The sequence below is a fragment of the Streptomyces sp. CA-288835 genome (assembly GCF_050936385.1).
Lineage (GTDB): Bacteria > Actinomycetota > Actinomycetes > Streptomycetales > Streptomycetaceae > Streptomyces.
Window position 1 is genome coordinate 31,882 of record NZ_JBNJMW010000002.1, and the last position, 16,989, is coordinate 48,870.

Genomic DNA, 16,989 nt, shown 5'->3' on the forward strand with positions numbered 1-16,989 from the left:
CCTCAGACGTTCAGCAGATCGGCGATACGGCGGCGGTGCGCGGACGGCGTGCCCCACATGAGCCGGTTCACCGTCGCCCGGCGCAGGTAGATGTGGATGTCGTGCTCCCAGGTGACTCCCAGGCCGCCGTGCAACTGGACGCAGTCCTGGATGATGTCGGTGGCCCGCTGGCCGAGGTAGGACTTCGCGACGCTGACCAGCTCACCGGCGTCGGCCCGGCGCTCCTGCACCGCGCGGGCGGCGGCGGCCATCGTCGCCTGGCCGGACTCCGACCACAGCGTCATGTCCGCCATCCGGTGCTTGAGCTCCTGATAGGAGGCGAGCGGCCGGCCGAAGGAGTAGCGGTCGAACATCCACTGCCGGGTGAACTCCAGCACGCGCTCGACGACACCGACGAGTTCGGCGCACTGCAGCACGACGGCGAGCTGGAACTGGCGCTCGACGGCGGCCGCGGCACCGCCGGCCGCTCCCACGAGCGCGGTGGCCGGGACGCGTACGCCGGCGTAGTCGACGCGTGCGAAGCCGCGCACCATGTCGAGGCTCTCCAGCGGGAGGACGGACACGCCGTCCGCGTCGCGCTCGACGACGAACTGGCTCAGGCCCTCGGGGGTATGGGCGAGTACCAGGAACGCGTCCGCGTCGCCGCCGTGCTCGACGCCGTCGTGCGTGCCGTCAAGGACGTAACCGTCCCCGTCGGGCCGTGCCTCGATCGCGCCCGCTTCGGGGTCCCAGCCCCGTCCCGGCGCACAGCAGGCCCAGGCGGCGACCATCGAGCCGTCGAGCAGCCTGCCGAGGAGTCCGGCGTGCCGGTCCGCGCCGGCCGCCTCGGCGAGGGCGGCGGCGACGACGTTGACCACGGCGAGCGGTCCGGGCGCGCACCCGCGTCCGAACTGCTCGGCGATGACCGTCGCGTCGACGACCCCCTCGCCGGAGACGCTGCCGCCGCCCGTCTCCTCCGGCACGACGAGCGACGTCCACCCGAGTTCCGCCCCACGCCGCCAGGTGTCCCGGTCGAACGTGCGGCCCTCGTCGTGCAACGCGCGGATCACGCCGAGCGGGGCGGACTTCTCCAGGTAGTCCGCTGTCGCCGTCTGCAACAAGCGCTGGTCGGCGGTCAGTTCGAATCTCATGACGGCACCTTGTCCTCCCGACGATGTACTGCGAAGCCGACGGCCATGGCGCCGGAGCTGCCTTGACCGGCAGTCTACACGCCATTACGGTAATGCATACAGTAAAAGCAACGTGCGGCCGGACGCAGGACTGACGGGTCGGCACGCCACCCCAGGACGGGAGCGCCGCAGATGCCCGACTCGCCGCATTTCGCCTCCTCCCAGCAGGTCGCGGACCGGCTGCGGGGCACCGGTTATGTCCCGAGTCCGCGCATCGCGGGCGTCATCCACCTGGCCGAACGCCTCGGCAAGCCGGTCCTCGTCGAGGGTCCGGCCGGCACGGGCAAGACGCAGCTGGCCAAGAGCGTCGCCGAGTCCTGCGGGCTGCGGCTGATACGGCTGCAGTGCTACGAGGGCCTCGACGAGGCGAAGGCGCTGTACGAGTGGGACTACCGCAAGCAGCTCCTGCACATCGCGCGGGCCGGGACCGCGGGCGGGGACGGCGTGGAGACCGAGTTGTTCCACGAGTGCTTTCTGCTCACCCGTCCGCTGCTGGAGGCGATCCGCTCCGAGGAACCGGTCGTGCTCCTCGTCGACGAGGTCGACCGGCTCGACATCGAGACCGAGGCACTGCTGCTGGAGGTGCTGTCGGAGTATCAGGTGTCCATCCCCGAGCTGGGGACTCTGCGGGCGCGTACCACTCCCCTGGTCTTCCTCACCTCGAACAACAGCCGTGAGCTCTCCGAGGCGCTCAAGCGCCGCTGTCTCTACCTGCACATCGGCTATCCGACCGCGGAGCACGAGCGGGACATCGTGCTGGCGCAGGTCCCCGGCATCGAGGCGGTCCTCGCCGGCAGGGTCGGCCAACTGGTGCGGTCGCTGCGCTCACTGGAACTGCGGAAGAAGCCCTCCGTGGCGGAGACCCTGGACTGGGCGCGCACCCTCGTCCTGCTCGGCGCCGACGACGTCACGACCGAACTGCTCGCCGACACCCTTCCGGTGCTTCTCAAGAACGAGAGCGACATCGCTCTCGCCCTGAAGGAGTTCGGCGAGTGACACCCCGCCCCACAGGGTCAGTCCGCGTCGAGGAAGCGGAGTACGGCATCGACGCATCCGATGTCGCGCGCAATCGCGAAGTGGTCGACACCCTTCAGAATGACCCGCGAGCAGCGCGGTATCGCCGCGGCGACCTGCTCGGACGGGCCGCCGCGGTCGGCGCCACCCTCCACGACCAGGCAGCGAGCGGTGATCGCCGCGAGATCGGCCGTTCCGGCGCGTGGCTGACTCGACCGGGCGAACGCGGCGACCGAGGCCCGGTCGTTGCCCGCCACGTCGACGAGACGGCGGATCAGGCGCGGCACGCCGACGGCCGGTTCCTCGGCGGCGAGGAGAGCGTCCGCGACGGCGTTCATCGCCGCCGGTCCCGCGTGGTTCCCGCGCAGGCCGCTGTCCGGGACACCGAGCAGTGCCACCGAGCCGAAGGCCTCGGGCTTCCTGGCCGCGGCGACCACCAGCGCGTAACCGCCCGCCGAGAATCCCACCGCGTCGACCCGAGCGCTGTCCGATGCGGCGTCGAGCACCACCTGAGCCGCCTCGCGCGTGGGGTCGCCGGTCCGCCCGTCGGCCCCATGGCCGGGCAGTTCCACCCCGACGACCTCACGCCCGCTCTCGCGCAGGAGGTCGGCCCAACCGGGGGCCACCCAGTTGTGCTCGTACGACGAACCCATGCCGTGGATCAGCAACACCGAACGCTTCCGCATGCCTTTACTGTAATGCTTTCGGGGGGGGTTGAGCGGTGTCCCTGATCACGACTCTCGACGCTCTCGTCGACGAACTGCGGGCCCTCGGGGTCCCGGTGTCGGCGTCCGAGAAAGCCGACGCCGCCGCGGCACTGGGCCACGCCGACCTCGCCGACCGGGAGGAGGTCAGAAGCGGCCTCGTGGTCACCCTGGTGAAGTCGGCCGGCCATCTGAGCGCCTTCGACAGGGTTTTCGACGTCTGTTTCGGACAGCGCGTGCCGGACCGGGCGACCGGCGGCGTCGGCCTCGGCGAGCCGGACGACGCCACGATCCGCCGCCTCCTCGCCGAGTCGATCGAGGCCGGTGAGAACGGATCCCTGATGCAACGCCACCTCGCGGGCCTGCTCGTCGACCGGCACGCGGGCATCCAGCCGGGCAGGGCCGTCGCCGGCACCTCCTACCTGTTCCGCGCCATGCGCGCCCTGGACGTCGACCGCGTCACCGCCGCCCTCGTGCGGCGAGCCGAGGCGCGCACCCCGGCCACCCTCGCCGGTCCTCTCCCCCGGCGTCTGTTCCTGGAGGACGTCGAGCGGCGGCTCGCCGCGTTCCGGCTGGAGGTCGAGGCCGAGATCCGGCGCCGGCTCGTGGCCGACCGCGGCGCCGACGCCGTGGCGAAGACCCTGCGCCGGCCGCTGCCGGAGGACGTCGGCTTCCTCACCGCCGCCACTGCGGAACTGCACGAGCTGTGGGACACGATCCAGCCGCTGTCCCGCAAGCTCGCCGCCCGTATGGTCCACCGGCGTCGGCACGGCCATCGCGGCAGGATCGACGTCCGCCGGACCATGCGCGCGTCCCTGTCGACCGGTGGCATACCGGTCGACCTGCGCCACCACACGCCGCGCCCGGCCAAGCCGGAACTCGTCGTGCTCGCCGACATCTCCGGATCGGTCTCGGCCTTCGCCGCTTTCACCCTCCAGCTCACCTACGCGCTGCGCAGCCGGTTCGCCCGCGTGCGGTGCTTCGTGTTCGTCGACGGCCTCGACGAGGTGACCGACCTGATCGAGCGGTCGGCGAACGTGCTGGAGGTGGCGAGCGAGATCAACCGGCTCGGGCTCGGCGTCTGGCTGGACGGCCGCTCGGACTACGGCAACGCCATCGAGACCTTCTGCCGGGATCACGCCGGTGAGCTGCGCGCCCGCACCACGGTCCTGGTCCTGGGCGACGCCCGCTCCAACTACCACGCACCGCGCGCCGACGCGCTCGGCAGGATCGCCGGCCGCTGCGGGCACCTGTTCTGGCTCAACCCCGAGCCACGGGCCGCCTGGGACAGCGGCGACTCCGTGATCGGGCGGTACGCCGGGTACTGCGACGAGGTGGTGGAGTGCCGCAACCTGCGGCAGCTGCGCGCCTTCGTCGAGCGCCTCGCCTGAGCCACCCCATGCCGTCCACACCACAGACCGAAGAGAGGTGACCCGCATGGCAGGTGACGTGCTGGGCCTGCTCCGGCCGACGTACCCCGGCAGCAAGGCCTTCCTGCCGAACGGGCACCGTAACCCCACAGGAGCAGTGCAGTCATGACGGACACCACGAAACCAGCGCAGGCCGAGGTGAGTCACATCTCCGGCGAGATGCTGACGGCCATCGGCCGCACCCTGTCCCGCCGCGTCTCCTTCCGCGTCTCCGAGTCGGACATCCGCCGCTGGGCGCTGGCGGTCTACTACCCCGACGCCCCACCCGAGCGCTTCATCGAGTCGGAGACCGCCGCGAAGTCGCGCCACGGCGGGATCACCGCACCGGAGGACTTCAACCCCTTCGCCTGGCTGGCGGCGCTGCAGAGCGCGGCTCCGTCCGGGGGGAAGGAGAACGATCCCGGCTCCCTCGAGCGCCTGCTCGGTATCACCCCGCCACCGTTGGAGTTCCAGCTGAACGGGGGCCTGGAGGTCGACTACGGCGTGCCGATGCGGCCGGGTGACGTGATCACCTCGGAGAACCGGCTGATGTCGTACGCCGAGCGCCCCGGCAGGCTCGGTCTGATGCTGTTCACCGTCACCGAGGACACCTGGACGAACCAGGACGGCGAGCTCGTCAAGCGCAGCCGTACGACTCTCATCCGCTACTGACCGCGTCGAGGAATCATGACCACCATGCTCAGTCCGGCCGTCGGCGACAGTCTGCCGGAGTTCACCCGCACGACCGATTTCGCCCACTGGAACCGTTACGCCGCCGTGAACGACGAGTTCGTCCCAATCCACATGGACGAGGAGGCCGGGCGGGCCGCCGGCTACTCGGGGGCCTTCGGGATGGGCAATCTGCAGTGGGCCTACCTGCACAACCTGGTGCGCGACTGGCTCGGCGGCGCCGGCCGCATCGTGTCGCTGCGCTGCCAGTTCCGGGCCGTCAACACACGCGGCATGACCGTCTGCGCACGCGGCACGGTCACCGCGGTGCGCGTCGAGGACGGCGTGCGCCTGGTCGACCTCGATGTGTGGACCGAGGACCAGGACGGCAACCAGATCGCTCCCGGGAAGGCCGTCGTCGAGCTCGACTGACGTCGTCACACGGCGGGCCCGTCCCCGGTGACCGGGGACGGGCCCGCCGTGTCCCGCTCCCTGCCCGTTCAGCGCACCAGTGGGTCGCGGGGCAGGCCGAGTATGCGTTCGGCGATGACGTTGCGGGTGATCTCCGAGGTGCCGCCGGCGATCGTCAGGCACCGGTCGAACAGGTACTCCACGGCGATCTCCGGTTCGTCCCCGATGATGGCGGCCGTGCCGCACAGCCGCAGCGCCAGCTCGCTCACGCGCTGGGCGTGCTCGGCCGACAGCAGCTTGGTCACGTTGCCTTCCGCGCTCGGCCCCGCCCCGGTGACGGCACGCGTCGCCTGCCGCAGGTTGATCACCCGCATCGCCTGCGCCTCGACGAGGAGCCGGGCGATCGCCCGCCGGCTTTCGGCGTCGAGCGCGCCGTGCCGCAGCGCGAGGTCGGTCAGTTCGAAGGCCGACAGGCGCTCGGGCGACCCGCCGCCGATCGTCACCCGCTCGTTGCCGAGAGTCGCCCGGGCGACCTTCCAGCCGCCGCCCGGCTCACCGACGATGTCGGCGTCGGGGACGAACACGTCGTCGAAGAAGACCTCGTTGAACAGCGCGTTCCCGGTGATCTCGCGCAGCGGCCGGATCTCGACGCCGGGCGCGGTGAGGTCGACGACCATCGCCGTGATGCCCCGGTGCTTGGGCGCCTCCGGGTCGGTCCGTACCGTCGCGAGGCCCCGGTTGCAGTCCTGCGCGTTGCTGGTCCACACCTTCTGGCCGGTCACCCGCCAGCCGCCCTCGACGCGTTCGGCGCGGGTGCGCACGGCAGCCGCGTCGGAGCCGGCGTCCGGTTCGCTGAACAGCTGGCACCACTGCAGCTCGCCGAGCAGGCTCGGGGTGATCCACCGCTCGACCTGTTCCTGGTCCGCGGTCTGGGTGAGCGTCAGCAGCACCCATCCGCCGATGCCCAGCGAGGGCATCTCGATCCCGGCCAGCTCCTCCTCCAGGACGAGCTGCTCGATCGCGCCCGCCCCGCGTCCGAACGGCTCGGCCCAGTGCGGCACCAGGTATCCCGAGGACACGAGCAGCGCCCGGCGTTCTTCCTCCGGGGCGGCGCGGTACCGGTCGAGGAAGGCGCGGGCCTCGGCACGATAGGTGTCGGCCTCCTCCGGCAGTTCGACCGCGAACTGCCGCCGTACGCCGGCGTGGGTGGCTTCGTAGACGTCGTCCTCGGCCGAGCCCAGGGCGGCCACCACGGCCCGGAGCGCCGCCGCGCGCCTGAGGTGGAGGTGGGCGTCGTGCTCCCAGGTGAAGCCGATGCCGCCGAAGATCTGGACGGCCTTCTGCGCGCACTCCTGGTAGCTGCGCATGGCCAGGCCGGCCGCCGCCGCGGCCGCCAGCTCCGCTTCGGCCGGCGTGGCCGCTCCTCGGGCCGCGTCCCAGGCGAGCGCGGTGGCCAGCTCGACGGCGACCAGCATGTCGGCCAGGTGGTGTTTGACCGCCTGGAAGCTGCCGATGCTCCGGCCGAACTGCTCTCGTACCCGGGCGTATTCCAGCGCGAGGTCCAGGCAGCCCCGCGCCCCGCCGGCGGCCTCGGCGGCGGCCAGCGTCCGGAACACCGCGACCGCCGGGCCGAGGGCGCCGGCGAGGACATGGCCGTCGGCCGGGACCAGCCCGGTGACGGAGACCTTGGCGAGCCCCAGCGACGGATCCAGGCCCTTCACCGGGACCACGTCGACCGCCGCGTCGGTGGTGGGGGCCATCAGCAGGTCGTCGCCGGCCGCGAGGAGCAGCACGTCGGCCCATCGCCCGGCGAGCACCGTCAGCTCGCCGCTGTACGCGCCGTCGTCGTCGCGGGTCAGTCCGGCCGTGAGCCCGAGTCCGGCGACGGCCGAGCCGTTGCCCAGCCGGGTGACGAACTCGTGCAGCGAGTCACCCCCGGTCGCGGACAGCACCGCGGAGGCGGTGGCGGTGGCCAGCAGCGGGCCGGGCGTGATCGCGTGACCCAGTTCGTCGACGACGACGGCGAGTTCAGGAAGGCCGAATCCGGAGCCGCCCGCCTGCTCCGACAGGTGCAGGCTCAGCCAGCCCAGGTCGCCGATCCGCTTCCACGTCTCGGGTACGGCGGGAGCGTCCGCGTCCAGCGCGGCGCGCGCGCCGCTCCTGACCCGCTGATCGGCGGCGAAGGAGCGGACGACGGCCGCGAGCGCCTGGTGTTCCTCGGTGATGGCAAGCCCCATCGGGCGACTCCTCGATGCTGGAACCGGCCGACCCACCGTCGGCCACTTCTTATACTGTATGACTTACAGTAGGAAATTCAGGTGACCGCTCAGCCGATTCAGACCTCGATGAGGACCGCGCCGCCCTGGCCACCACCGGCGCACATGGTCGCGAGCCCGAGACCGCCGCCGCGCCGCCGCAACTCGTGCACGAGCGTGACGACCATGCGGGCACCGGACGCGGCCACCGGGTGGCCGAGGCTGCACCCGCTGCCGCTGAAGTTCACCCGCTCCTCGTCCAGCCCGAACTCCTTGCAGGCGGCGATCGGGACGGAGGCGAACGCCTCGTTGATCTCCCACAGCGTCACATCGGCGTACGTCAGTCCGGCTCGCCGCAGCACCTTGTCGGCCGCGCGCAGCGCCCCGAAGCCCATCAGTGCCGGGTCGACCCCGGCCGCGCCCCAGGCGAGGATCCTCGCCAGTGGCGTGAGCCCCTCGGCCAAGGCCAGCTCCGCGCTGGTCACGGCCACCGCGGCAGCGGCGTCGTTGATGCCGCTGGAGTTGCCCGCGGTGATGGAGAAGCCCGGGATCTCGGGGTGCAGCACCTTCAGCGAGGCCAGCTTCGCCGGCGAGGTGTCGCGCCGCGGGTGCTCGTCCACGGCGAACTCGACCGGGGCGTCGCCCGGGCCGTCCAACTTGAGCGGCACGATCTCGTCGGCGAACTTGCCGGCGTCGATCGCCGCGACCGCGCGCTGGTGCGACCGGCAGGCCCAGCCGTCCTGTTCCTCGCGGGTGATGCCGACGGCCTTGGCGGTGTTCCAGCCGACCGTGATCGACACGTCCAGGTTCGGCGCCGTGGGCGAGTCAGGGTGCGTCGCGGGATACCAGTCGGCGTACTCGTCGGCCGTGCCGGCGACCCGCTGCCTGAGCCGCGGCGCCATCGAGGTCGCCTGCACACCACCGGCCACGAGCGCCGACTCCATGCCGGACTTCACCGACGCGGCCGCCAGGCCGATGGAGGTGAGACTGCCGGCACAGTGCCGGTTGAGCGCGACGCCGGGCACGTCCAGCATGCCGTTCACGACGGCGGCGTAGCGCGCCAGGTCACCGCCTCCGTACTGACTCTCCGCGAGCAGGATGTCGTCGAACCGGTGGGGTTCGAGCCCCGATCGGCACACCGTCTCCTCGACGATCGCCGAGGCGAGGGTCTCGCCGTCGGTGTTGGCAAGGGTGCCCTTGCGGGCGGTGCCGATGGCCGTGCGCACTGCGCTGACGATGACTGGAGCGGACACGTGCACCTCTTCTGGGGTGATGGCCTCGGGTCTGCGGCGCCCTGATGGCCGACGCGAAACAGTAGTCAATACTGTTGTCGCAACAGTACAGTACTTTCGGTGAATCGAACCCTGCTGTTTCCAGTCGGGGCATCGACCCGCCGCCGCCCGACGGAACGCCGCCGGAGCGCGTCACCCAAGGAGGAATTGTGGATCTTTCCGGATCGTCCGCACTCGTGACCGGCGGCGCCGGCGGCTTCGGCGAGGCGACCACCCGCCGCCTGGTGGAGGCCGGCGCGAAGGTGGTGGTGGCCGACCTCGCCGAGGACAAGGGCAAGGCCCTGGCCGCCGAACTCGGCGACGCCGTGGTCTTCGTGCCCACCGACGTCACCAAGGACGAGTCGGTGGACCAGGCGGTCACCGCCGCGACCGAGCTGGGCCCGCTGCGCACGGCCGTCGTCGTCCACGGCGGTCCGGCGGCCGGGCGCCGGATGGTCGGCCGGGACGGCACCCCGTACTCGGCCGACGTCTTCGCCCGGACGATGGACATCTTCCTCACCGGCACCTACCGCGTGATGAGCAAGGCCGCCGCGGCGATGACCCACAACGAACCGCTCGACTCCGGCCAGCGCGGCGTCGTCATCTCCACCGCGAGCATCGCCGGCTTCGAGGGCCAGGTGGGGCAGAGCGACTACTCCGCGGCCAAGGGCGGCGTCATCGGGCTCACCCTCACCGCGGCACGGGACCTCACCCCGGCGGGGGTGCGCGTCATGTGCATCGCCCCCGGCACCTTCTTCACGCCCGCCTACGGCATGGCCGAAGAGGAGGCACAGGCCAAATGGGGGCCCGGGGTGCCCAACCCCAAGCGCATGGGACGCGCCGACGAATACGCCCGGCTCGCCGTGCACATCGCCGAGAACGACTACCTCAACGGCACCGTGATCCGCATCGACGGCGCGCTGCGGTTCAACCTCTGACCCACGCCCGGTCGGCCCGGCGGGTCAGGCCGGCTCGCCCTGCTCGGCGAGCAGCACCTCGAAGCCGCACAGCAACCGGGCGGCCGAGAAGGCGAAGTCCTCGTCCGTGGTGCCGGCGAGCGGATGCCGGTCGAGCAGACTCGCCAGGACCGGCATGGAGGACCAGTCGGTCATGCGCTGTTGCCGCTGGTCCAGGGTGGGCGTGTTCGACCGGCGCAGGATGCGGTCGTGGATGATGTGGCCCCGCGTGTATACCGAGAAGGCGTTGTACGCCAGCATGGCGTTGTCATGGTCGAAACCGGCGTCGACGAGCTTGCCGACCACGGCCTCGATCAGCTCCATGGTCCGCCGCGTCGCCTCGGCGCCGTAGCTGGACGTCCGGGTCAGCAGCAGGTCGGAGAGAACCTCGTCCTCCCGGTGGAGGGTGCGCTGCGCGGTGAAATGCTCAAGCATGGCCCGCTGCCAGCTGTCCTCGGTACGCACCGCGGGCATCCGGGTGAGGAACCGGTCGACCGCGACGTCCGTCATCGCGCCGAGCAGGTCGGACTTCTTCCGGAAGTACCAGTAGAGGCTGGTCACACCGACGCTCAGATGCTCGGCGAGACGCGGCATGCTCAGTTGGTCCAGGGAGCGCCGACGAGCGACCGCGAAGGCGCCCTCCACTATTTCGTCGGCACTGATCGACCCGCGCTTGCGACGGTGCCGGGTCGTCTGCCGCTTTTCGTTCGGCACGATCTGATCCTCACCGGGGGGACTGAGCGCGAGGCACTCGAGAAGGCGACCAGAGACCTCGACAAGGATACGGCATGGCTTACTGTATGACACGCCAGCAATGCGTTCCCCACCACCGACAGGGAGACCGGGCATGACCGAGTCACCGCCCCTGCTGCCCGCTCCGGACGAGCTGACCAGCTTCTTCTGGGAGGCCGCCCGTCGCCGTGAGCTGATGATCCAGCGCTGTTCGGCCTGCGGCACCTACCAGCATCCGCCCGAGCCGGTGTGCCACTCTTGCCTTTCCTTCGACCTCGGCGGGGCCGAGGTGTCCGGCCGCGGGACCGTCTACAGCTACACGATGGCGACGCAGGCGTTCCACCCCTCCTTCGCCGACAAGCTCCCGTTCTGCATCGCCGTGGTCGAACTCGACGACCAACCGGGGCTGAAGCTCCTGACCAACATCGTCGATCTCCAGGCCGACGGCGTGAACGTGGGTGATCCGGTCGAGGTGTGCTTCCGCGCCCTCAGCGACGCGATCGACCTGCCCGTCTTCCGTCTGGTACGGGCCTGACCGACAACCATCCCCAAAGGACTCCCGTGCCCAAGAAACAGCGCGTCGCGATCGTCGGCGTCGGCTACTCGACGGTGGGCCGCGACACCGGCCTGTCGCTGGACACCCTCACCGCCCAGGCGTCCATCGCCGCGATGGAGGATGCCGGCGTCAAGCCGGCCGACATCGACGGTGTCGTCGTGCACAGCTTTCCGCACCAGTACGTGTCGGCGACACACACCGCGGCGATGCTGGGCATCCCCGACCTGGCGTTCTACTCCGGGTCGGTCGACGGTGCCGCCTACTCGATGGCCGCGCTGCACGCCATCGCCGCCATCGCCTCCGGCAGCGCCGAGACCGTCCTGACCCTGCGCACCGTGCATCGCGCGGGCGCGGCGGGTGGCAGTTCGCTGGTCCCGGGCATGGAACGCGGCGCGCCCGGGCCTTTCCAGTTCACCATGCCCTACGGCTCCTTCACCGGCTCCCACTGGGCCGGGCTGTACATGCAGCGGCACATGGCGATGTACGGCACCAAGGAGGAGGACTTCGGCGCCTTCGCCGTCGCCCAGCGCGAGTACGCGATCGCCAACCCGTCCGAGTCCTTCTTCACCGAACCGCTCACCATCGACGACTACCTGAGCGCGCGCTACATCGCCGCGCCACTGCGGTTGCTGGACTGCGACTACCCGGTCGACTCAAGCTCGGCACTCATTTTCACCACCGAGGAGCGGGCGCGCGACCTGCGCCAGAAGCCGGTGTTCTTCGAGTCCTGGGCGATGGGCACCACCCAGGAGAGCGACTTCAGCCTGGTCGAGGACATGACGCAGTCGTCCCCGTTCCGGGCCGCCCGGCGCGTGTGGTCGCGCACGGACCTGAAGCCGTCGGACGTGGGCGTGGCGGGGCTGTACGACGGCTTCTCCTTCATCGCGCTGCAGTGGCTGGAGGCGCTCGGCTTCTGCGGCATCGGCGAGAGCGGTCCGTTCGTGTCGTCCGGGCACACCCGGGCCGACGGGGTCATCCCGACCAACACCGACGGCGGCGCCTGCAACGTCGGACGCCGGCACGGCGCGAACTACTTCATCGAGGTCACCCGTCAACTGCGCGGTACCGCGGGCGAGCGCGCGCTGCCGGGCCGGCCGACGGCCGGCGTGGTGAGCAACGCCGTCGGCCCGTTCTCCGGCTGCGCCCTCATCACCGCCGAATGACGCGCCTTGCGTACCCGACACGTCGGGCCCGTGCGGAGGGACTCCGCACGGGCCCGACGCATACGCGGGATCACTCCTCGAACGGATCGCCCTCCAGTACGTCCGTGGTGAACAAGTACGGCGCGTTGAAGGTGTCCTGGGGGTCGGCGGCGAGCAGGCCGGGGCGCGGGCGGGAGGTCCTGATGCCCTTGCCGTTCAGCCACTTCTGAGCCGAGTCCAGGTCGTTGACCCGGAAGGTGATCGAGTAGATCATGTTGCCCCACTGAGCGACGTGCCGGCCCAGCGGCGAGTGAGGCCCGAGCGGTTCGGCGAGCTGGAGCAGGCAGTCGCCGAGGTGGAGGGTCGCGAACTTGTACTGCCCGCCGTCGTCGACGCCCTCGGCGATCGGCATGGCCTGCATGACGTCGACGTAGGTCTTCACCGCCGATTCGAGGTCCTTCACCCCGAGGGTCACGTACAGCATGCGCTTGATGCCGAGCGGGTGGCTGGTCTCCCAGAACTTGCGCTGTGAGGACCAGGTTCCGAGCTCGCGCGGGTCGTTCGGCATGTGGACCTTGCACAGCTCGACCATGAGGCCCGCGGTGTCGCGTGGGCTCGGGTAGAAGTACTGCGTGTCGGGGTCCATCTCCTCGATCTTGCCGCCGCCCGGCCTGCCCATGTAAACGCCCTTGTCGATCATCCGGTTGCCCAGCCCGACCAGGTCGTCCACCAGGTAGCCGACCGAGTGAAGGTGCTGACCGAACTTGGTGTAGAACTTCCCGACCGGCTTGGTCGCATCGACCGGTGTATTGGGCGCCATCGTCTCGATGCACAGGTCGCTGATCATGATCAGACCGGCCCACCTGTCCTCCGGCGGGAGGAAGTTGGGCTCGTCGACGCCCATGTAGACCAGGCCGCCGAACACGTCCTCGTAGAACTGGTTGAGCTTCGTGACGTCATCGGTCATGTGGACCGCGTGGATCATCATGCCGATGCCGAAGTCACCGGTCTTCTTCGCCTGCTTCCGCACGACCGTCCTTCCGACGGGTAACCCTTCCGTATTACTTATCGTAAGGCTTACAGTCTCGTCTTGCCAGCGCCCGGACATGTCAGCGCGGCACATCGGACCGAGGGGTCAGTCGACCGGGACGAGGAACTGGAGGTCGGGTGGCGCGGTGGTCGTGTCCATCGCCGGGGACATGTCGAACCGGCCGTTGTCGAAGGCCGCGGCCAGCGCCTGCGCCGCGCTCGCCGCATCGGCGTCACTCAGCTCGTAGCAGCACAGGTACCGCCGGGGCCCGGACTCCTCACCGGCGCCCAGGACGGCATAGCGGCGCACGGCCGTGACGGCCGGGACGGCCTCGCGCACCTGCGGGACATGCGTGTTGACGTACCAGTCGTTGAACTCGTCCTCCGCCTCGGGGCCCGCCGGGCTGCTCCAGGCCAGGAACATCGCAGTGCTCATCCCACCATTCCTTTCACGGTGTGCCGGGTGTGCTCTGTCCGCCCGGACTCACTCCGGGCGGCACATCATCGAGGGCCTTCGCAGGTGGCTGCGGGCGAGCCTGTCCATGCGTGCGTCCCGCTCGCCGGGGTGCGCCTCGCGCAGGGCCGCGAGGACCGCGGACCGGACCGCGTCCACGTCACCGTCCGGGAGCACGTCGTCGACCACGCCCAGCCGTGCGAGCTCCACGGCGGTCAGCCGGAACGACCGCGCCAGCTCTGCCGCCCGGGACGCGTCGCGAAAGAGGACCGCGGCTCCCGGCTCCGGACCGATGACGGAGAACACCGATCCCTCCAGCAGGAACAGGCGGTCGGTGTACGCGAAGGCCATGGCTCCTCCGCTGCCGCCCTCCCCGACGCACACGGCCACCGTGGGCACGGTCAGGCCGGACATCGCCAGCAGCGTCCGGGCGATCTCACCGGCCACACCGTCGGCCTCGGCCGCCGGTCCGGGCTCGGCGCCGGGAGTGTCGATCAGGGTGAGCACCGGCAGCCGCAACCGTTCGGCGAGGTCGAACGCGCGCTGGGCCAGGCGGAATCCGGCCGGGAGTACGCGCGCGGCCGCGTCAGGTCGGCTGTGCCGGTCCATCGCCACGACGACGAGGCGTTCGCCCGCCATGACGGCCAGGCCGGCCCGGACGGCCGGGTCGCCTCCCCGCAGCTCCACCCAGCCCTCGGTCAGCAGGGCACTCCACTCCAGCCCCGAGGGGCGGCGGGGATCCCGCGCGTGCAGGACGGCGGCCCAGGGGTCGCGGGGCACCGGCTTGCGGGGAGCCGGCAGCGGACGCCCGGGCGGGAGTCGCAGCGCCGGCCCGGGACCGTACAGCGCGTTGCCCAGCCATACCCAGTGGGCCTCGGGTCCGACGAGTGCGTCGACCCGCCCCTGCGTGTAGGCGGCCTCCGCGGTGTGCGAGTCGGCGGGCGGGAAGGAGCCGGTCACCTGCGCGACCACCCGGGGACCGGCGAATCCGATCGTGGCCCCAGGCTCGGCGGCGAGGACGTCGGCGAGGGAGGCCCAGGACGCGTAGACGCCGCCGGTCGTATGCGGCCGCAGCACCGCGGCGAACGGCAGGCCGGCGCGGCGAAGGCGCCCGACAGCGCCGGCGGTGCGCGCCATCTGGGTCAGCGAGACCAGGCCCTCCTGCAGCCGCGCACCGCCGCTGGCCACGAACGCGGCGACCGGCAGCCGCTCCTCTCGGGCTCTGTCGAAAGCGCGCACGATGCGCTCACCGGCGGCCACACCCATCGTGCCGCCGTGCCGGTCGAACCGGCACTCGATCACCACGAGGGGACCACGGGGATGCTCGGTGACACCCGTACGGACGGACTCGTCCTGCGGGGCCGGAGCGTCGTAGCCGGGAAATCGGAGCGGGTTCGCCGAGGCCAGATCGACATCCCACTCGTGCGTCAGCGGAGGCATGGACAGGCACACATGATTGCGCTCGACGGTCATGGTGGAGTTCCCATCGAAGGGGTGCCATCGAGCGTGGGGCTCGGGCGAACAGATTGATGGTCCACCAACCATCTCAATTCCCGAGCCGCCCGACAACGCGGCAAACGTCACACCCGCGACATCCGAAAATGCTGGTCAAACGCACTGACAAGGCATCCCGAAAGGTATACCGTAAAGCCCATACGACTACCAACTGGAGGCCCGCTCCATGACTGCCGAGAACTCCGCCCGGTCGACCTCCGCGGCCACGCTGTACATCGACGGAGCGTGGCGGGCAGCCGCCTTGGGCCGGGAGTTCGACGTGTTCAACCCCGCCGACGGGTCCGTGCTGGGCGCGGCCTCGGACGGATCGGCGTCCGAGGCGCGGAGCGCGGTCGACTCCGCCGCGGCGGCGTTCGCCTGGTGGTCGCGCACGACCGCCTACGAGCGGGCGGCGTACCTGGAGCGCGCGCACGCGTTGATGCTGGAGCGCGCGGAGGACCTCGCCGTCCTCATGACCAAGGAGCAGGGCAAGCCGCTGAAGGCGGCCCGCAACGAGGTGCGCTACGCCGCGGACTTCCTGAGCTGGTACGCCGAGGAGGCCAAGCGGGTCTATGGCGCGACCATCCCGAGTTCGCGGGCCGGCCACCGCTTCATGACGATGCGTCAGCCGGTCGGCGTGGTCGCCGCGATCACGCCGTGGAACTATCCGGTCTCCATGATCACACGCAAGGTGGCACCGGCGATCGCCGCCGGATGCACGATCGTGCTCAAGCCGGCGGAGCAGACCCCGCTCTGCGCCGTCGCGGTCTTCCAGGTGCTGCACGACGCAGGCCTGCCCGCGGGTGTCGTCAACCTGGTCACCACGAGCGACCCGGCGCCGGTCGGCGACGCCCTGCTGGACAGCCCGGCCGTCCGCAAGCTGACGTTCACCGGGTCGACCGAGGTCGGCATGATGCTGGGCGCCAAGGCCGCGCACACCGTAAAGCGGGTGTCGCTCGAACTCGGCGGCCACGCCCCGTTCCTGGTCTTCGGCGACGCCGACCCGCGGCGCGCCGCGAAGGGACTCGGCCTGGTGAAATTCCTCAACACCGGTCAGGCGTGCATCTGCCCCAACCGGGTGTTCGTCCAGCGGGAGTTGGTCGACGACTTCCTCAACGTCCTGGTCCAGCGGGTGAGCGCGATGAAGGCCGGCAACGGCCTCGACCAGGACGTCACCATCGGCCCGCTGATCGACGAGGCCGCCATGACGAAGATGCGGCGGCAGGTGACGAACGCCGTCGACCACGGAGCGAAGGTACTGACCGGCGGCGAACGGCTCACCGACCCGCGCCTGCCAGGCGGCCGGTTCTTCGCCCCCACCGTCCTGACCGACGTGACACCGGAGATGGACATCTACCACGAGGAGACCTTCGGCCCGATCGCCCCGGTCATCGCCTTCGACGACGAGGACGAGGCCATCGCCATGGCCAATGACACGGCCTACGGTCTCGCGGCGTACGTCTACACCGAGAACCTCTCGCGCGCCCTCCGGGTCACCGAGGCGCTGCGCTTCGGCATCGTGGGGATCAACGACATCAACCCGACGAGCGCCGCCGCGCCGTTCGGCGGCACGGGGCACAGCGGGCTGGGTCGCGAGGGCGGACCGCAGGGCATCGACGAGTACCTCGACACCAAGCTGGTCGGCATCACGCTGTGACTCCTCGCGGACGTGCCTTTCCGGTGCGTGCACGGCGCATCCGCCGGCCCGCGCTGCTCTTCAAGTA

Annotated in this window: 16 protein-coding genes; 8 read left to right on the top strand and 8 right to left on the bottom strand. The window is 70.8% G+C overall.

Annotated elements, in window-relative coordinates; translation table 11 throughout:
* Positions 1 to 2: 2 nt before the first annotated feature.
* Positions 3 to 1,130 carry an acyl-CoA dehydrogenase family protein gene (locus tag ACQEVY_RS41040; protein ID WP_053744058.1) on the bottom strand — a complete coding sequence of 376 codons (1,128 nt, stop codon included), beginning with the start codon at positions 1,128 to 1,130 and terminating at the stop codon, positions 3 to 5.
* Positions 1,131 to 1,301: 171 nt separating this feature from the next.
* Between ACQEVY_RS41040 and ACQEVY_RS41045 the strand changes: the two genes are divergently transcribed.
* The gene (locus tag ACQEVY_RS41045; RefSeq protein WP_053744057.1) at positions 1,302 to 2,165 is read left to right on the top strand and encodes an AAA family ATPase; all 864 of its coding nucleotides are present in this window, start codon (positions 1,302 to 1,304) and stop codon (positions 2,163 to 2,165) included.
* A gap of 17 nt (positions 2,166 to 2,182) precedes the next feature.
* Here ACQEVY_RS41045 and ACQEVY_RS41050 read toward each other — a convergent pair whose 3' ends face one another.
* Positions 2,183 to 2,869, bottom strand: coding sequence for an alpha/beta fold hydrolase (locus tag ACQEVY_RS41050; protein WP_386350876.1), 687 nt, complete (start codon positions 2,867 to 2,869; stop codon positions 2,183 to 2,185).
* Positions 2,870 to 2,904: 35 nt separating this feature from the next.
* On the opposite strand from ACQEVY_RS41050, the gene ACQEVY_RS41055 reads away from it, so the two are divergent.
* The 3 genes from ACQEVY_RS41055 to ACQEVY_RS41065 all read left to right on the top strand — a co-directional run bounded on the left by ACQEVY_RS41055 (position 2,905) and on the right by ACQEVY_RS41065 (position 5,397).
* Positions 2,905 to 4,278: a VWA domain-containing protein gene (locus ACQEVY_RS41055; protein ID WP_386350873.1), complete on the top strand. Its 1,374-nt coding sequence runs from the start codon at positions 2,905 to 2,907 to the stop codon at positions 4,276 to 4,278.
* Positions 4,279 to 4,422: 144 nt separating this feature from the next.
* Positions 4,423 to 4,968 carry an FAS1-like dehydratase domain-containing protein gene (locus tag ACQEVY_RS41060; RefSeq protein WP_063783568.1) on the top strand — a complete coding sequence of 182 codons (546 nt, stop codon included), beginning with the start codon at positions 4,423 to 4,425 and terminating at the stop codon, positions 4,966 to 4,968.
* Positions 4,969 to 4,983: 15 nt separating this feature from the next.
* Positions 4,984 to 5,397, top strand: coding sequence for a MaoC/PaaZ C-terminal domain-containing protein (locus ACQEVY_RS41065; protein ID WP_053744054.1), 414 nt, complete (start codon positions 4,984 to 4,986; stop codon positions 5,395 to 5,397).
* 68 nt (positions 5,398 to 5,465) lie between these two features.
* Here the strand turns inward: ACQEVY_RS41065 and ACQEVY_RS41070 are convergent, their stop codons facing one another.
* Both ACQEVY_RS41070 and ACQEVY_RS41075 read right to left on the bottom strand, forming a co-directional pair.
* A complete protein-coding gene (locus ACQEVY_RS41070; protein ID WP_432955711.1) occupies positions 5,466 to 7,613 on the bottom strand; it encodes an acyl-CoA dehydrogenase in 2,148 nt (715 codons plus the stop codon).
* A gap of 98 nt (positions 7,614 to 7,711) precedes the next feature.
* A complete protein-coding gene (locus ACQEVY_RS41075; protein ID WP_328841878.1) occupies positions 7,712 to 8,884 on the bottom strand; it encodes a thiolase family protein in 1,173 nt (390 codons plus the stop codon).
* A 188-nt stretch (positions 8,885 to 9,072) separates the two neighbouring features.
* Between ACQEVY_RS41075 and ACQEVY_RS41080 the strand changes: the two genes are divergently transcribed.
* A complete protein-coding gene (locus ACQEVY_RS41080) occupies positions 9,073 to 9,840 on the top strand; it encodes an SDR family NAD(P)-dependent oxidoreductase (RefSeq protein ID WP_328841877.1) in 768 nt (255 codons plus the stop codon).
* 24 nt (positions 9,841 to 9,864) lie between these two features.
* On the opposite strand, the gene ACQEVY_RS41085 is transcribed toward ACQEVY_RS41080, so the two are convergent.
* Complete coding sequence (locus ACQEVY_RS41085; RefSeq protein WP_386350861.1) at positions 9,865 to 10,572, bottom strand: TetR/AcrR family transcriptional regulator; 708 nt, start codon at positions 10,570 to 10,572, stop codon at positions 9,865 to 9,867.
* 133 nt (positions 10,573 to 10,705) lie between these two features.
* On the opposite strand from ACQEVY_RS41085, the gene ACQEVY_RS41090 reads away from it, so the two are divergent.
* Positions 10,706 to 11,125, top strand: a complete 420-nt coding sequence (locus ACQEVY_RS41090) for a Zn-ribbon domain-containing OB-fold protein (RefSeq protein ID WP_053744048.1) — start codon at positions 10,706 to 10,708, stop codon at positions 11,123 to 11,125.
* 26 nt (positions 11,126 to 11,151) lie between these two features.
* Complete coding sequence (locus ACQEVY_RS41095) at positions 11,152 to 12,309, top strand: thiolase family protein (protein ID WP_432955713.1); 1,158 nt, start codon at positions 11,152 to 11,154, stop codon at positions 12,307 to 12,309.
* A 70-nt stretch (positions 12,310 to 12,379) separates the two neighbouring features.
* On the opposite strand, the gene ACQEVY_RS41100 is transcribed toward ACQEVY_RS41095, so the two are convergent.
* The 3 genes from ACQEVY_RS41100 to ACQEVY_RS41110 all read right to left on the bottom strand — a co-directional run bounded on the left by ACQEVY_RS41100 (position 12,380) and on the right by ACQEVY_RS41110 (position 15,244).
* Entirely contained in the window at positions 12,380 to 13,318 is a 939-nt protein-coding gene (locus ACQEVY_RS41100) for a VOC family protein (protein ID WP_386350857.1), read from the bottom strand.
* Positions 13,319 to 13,423: 105 nt separating this feature from the next.
* On the bottom strand, positions 13,424 to 13,753 hold the full coding sequence (locus ACQEVY_RS41105; RefSeq protein ID WP_053744045.1) for a DUF4286 family protein: 330 nt from the start codon (positions 13,751 to 13,753) through the stop codon (positions 13,424 to 13,426).
* 48 nt (positions 13,754 to 13,801) lie between these two features.
* A complete protein-coding gene (locus ACQEVY_RS41110) occupies positions 13,802 to 15,244 on the bottom strand; it encodes a carboxyl transferase domain-containing protein (protein WP_334539044.1) in 1,443 nt (480 codons plus the stop codon).
* Between the two features lie 208 nt (positions 15,245 to 15,452).
* Here ACQEVY_RS41110 and ACQEVY_RS41115 point away from each other — a divergent pair, with 208 nt between their 5' ends.
* Entirely contained in the window at positions 15,453 to 16,922 is a 1,470-nt protein-coding gene (locus ACQEVY_RS41115; RefSeq protein ID WP_328841871.1) for an NAD-dependent succinate-semialdehyde dehydrogenase, read from the top strand.
* Positions 16,923 to 16,989: the final 67 nt, after the last annotated feature.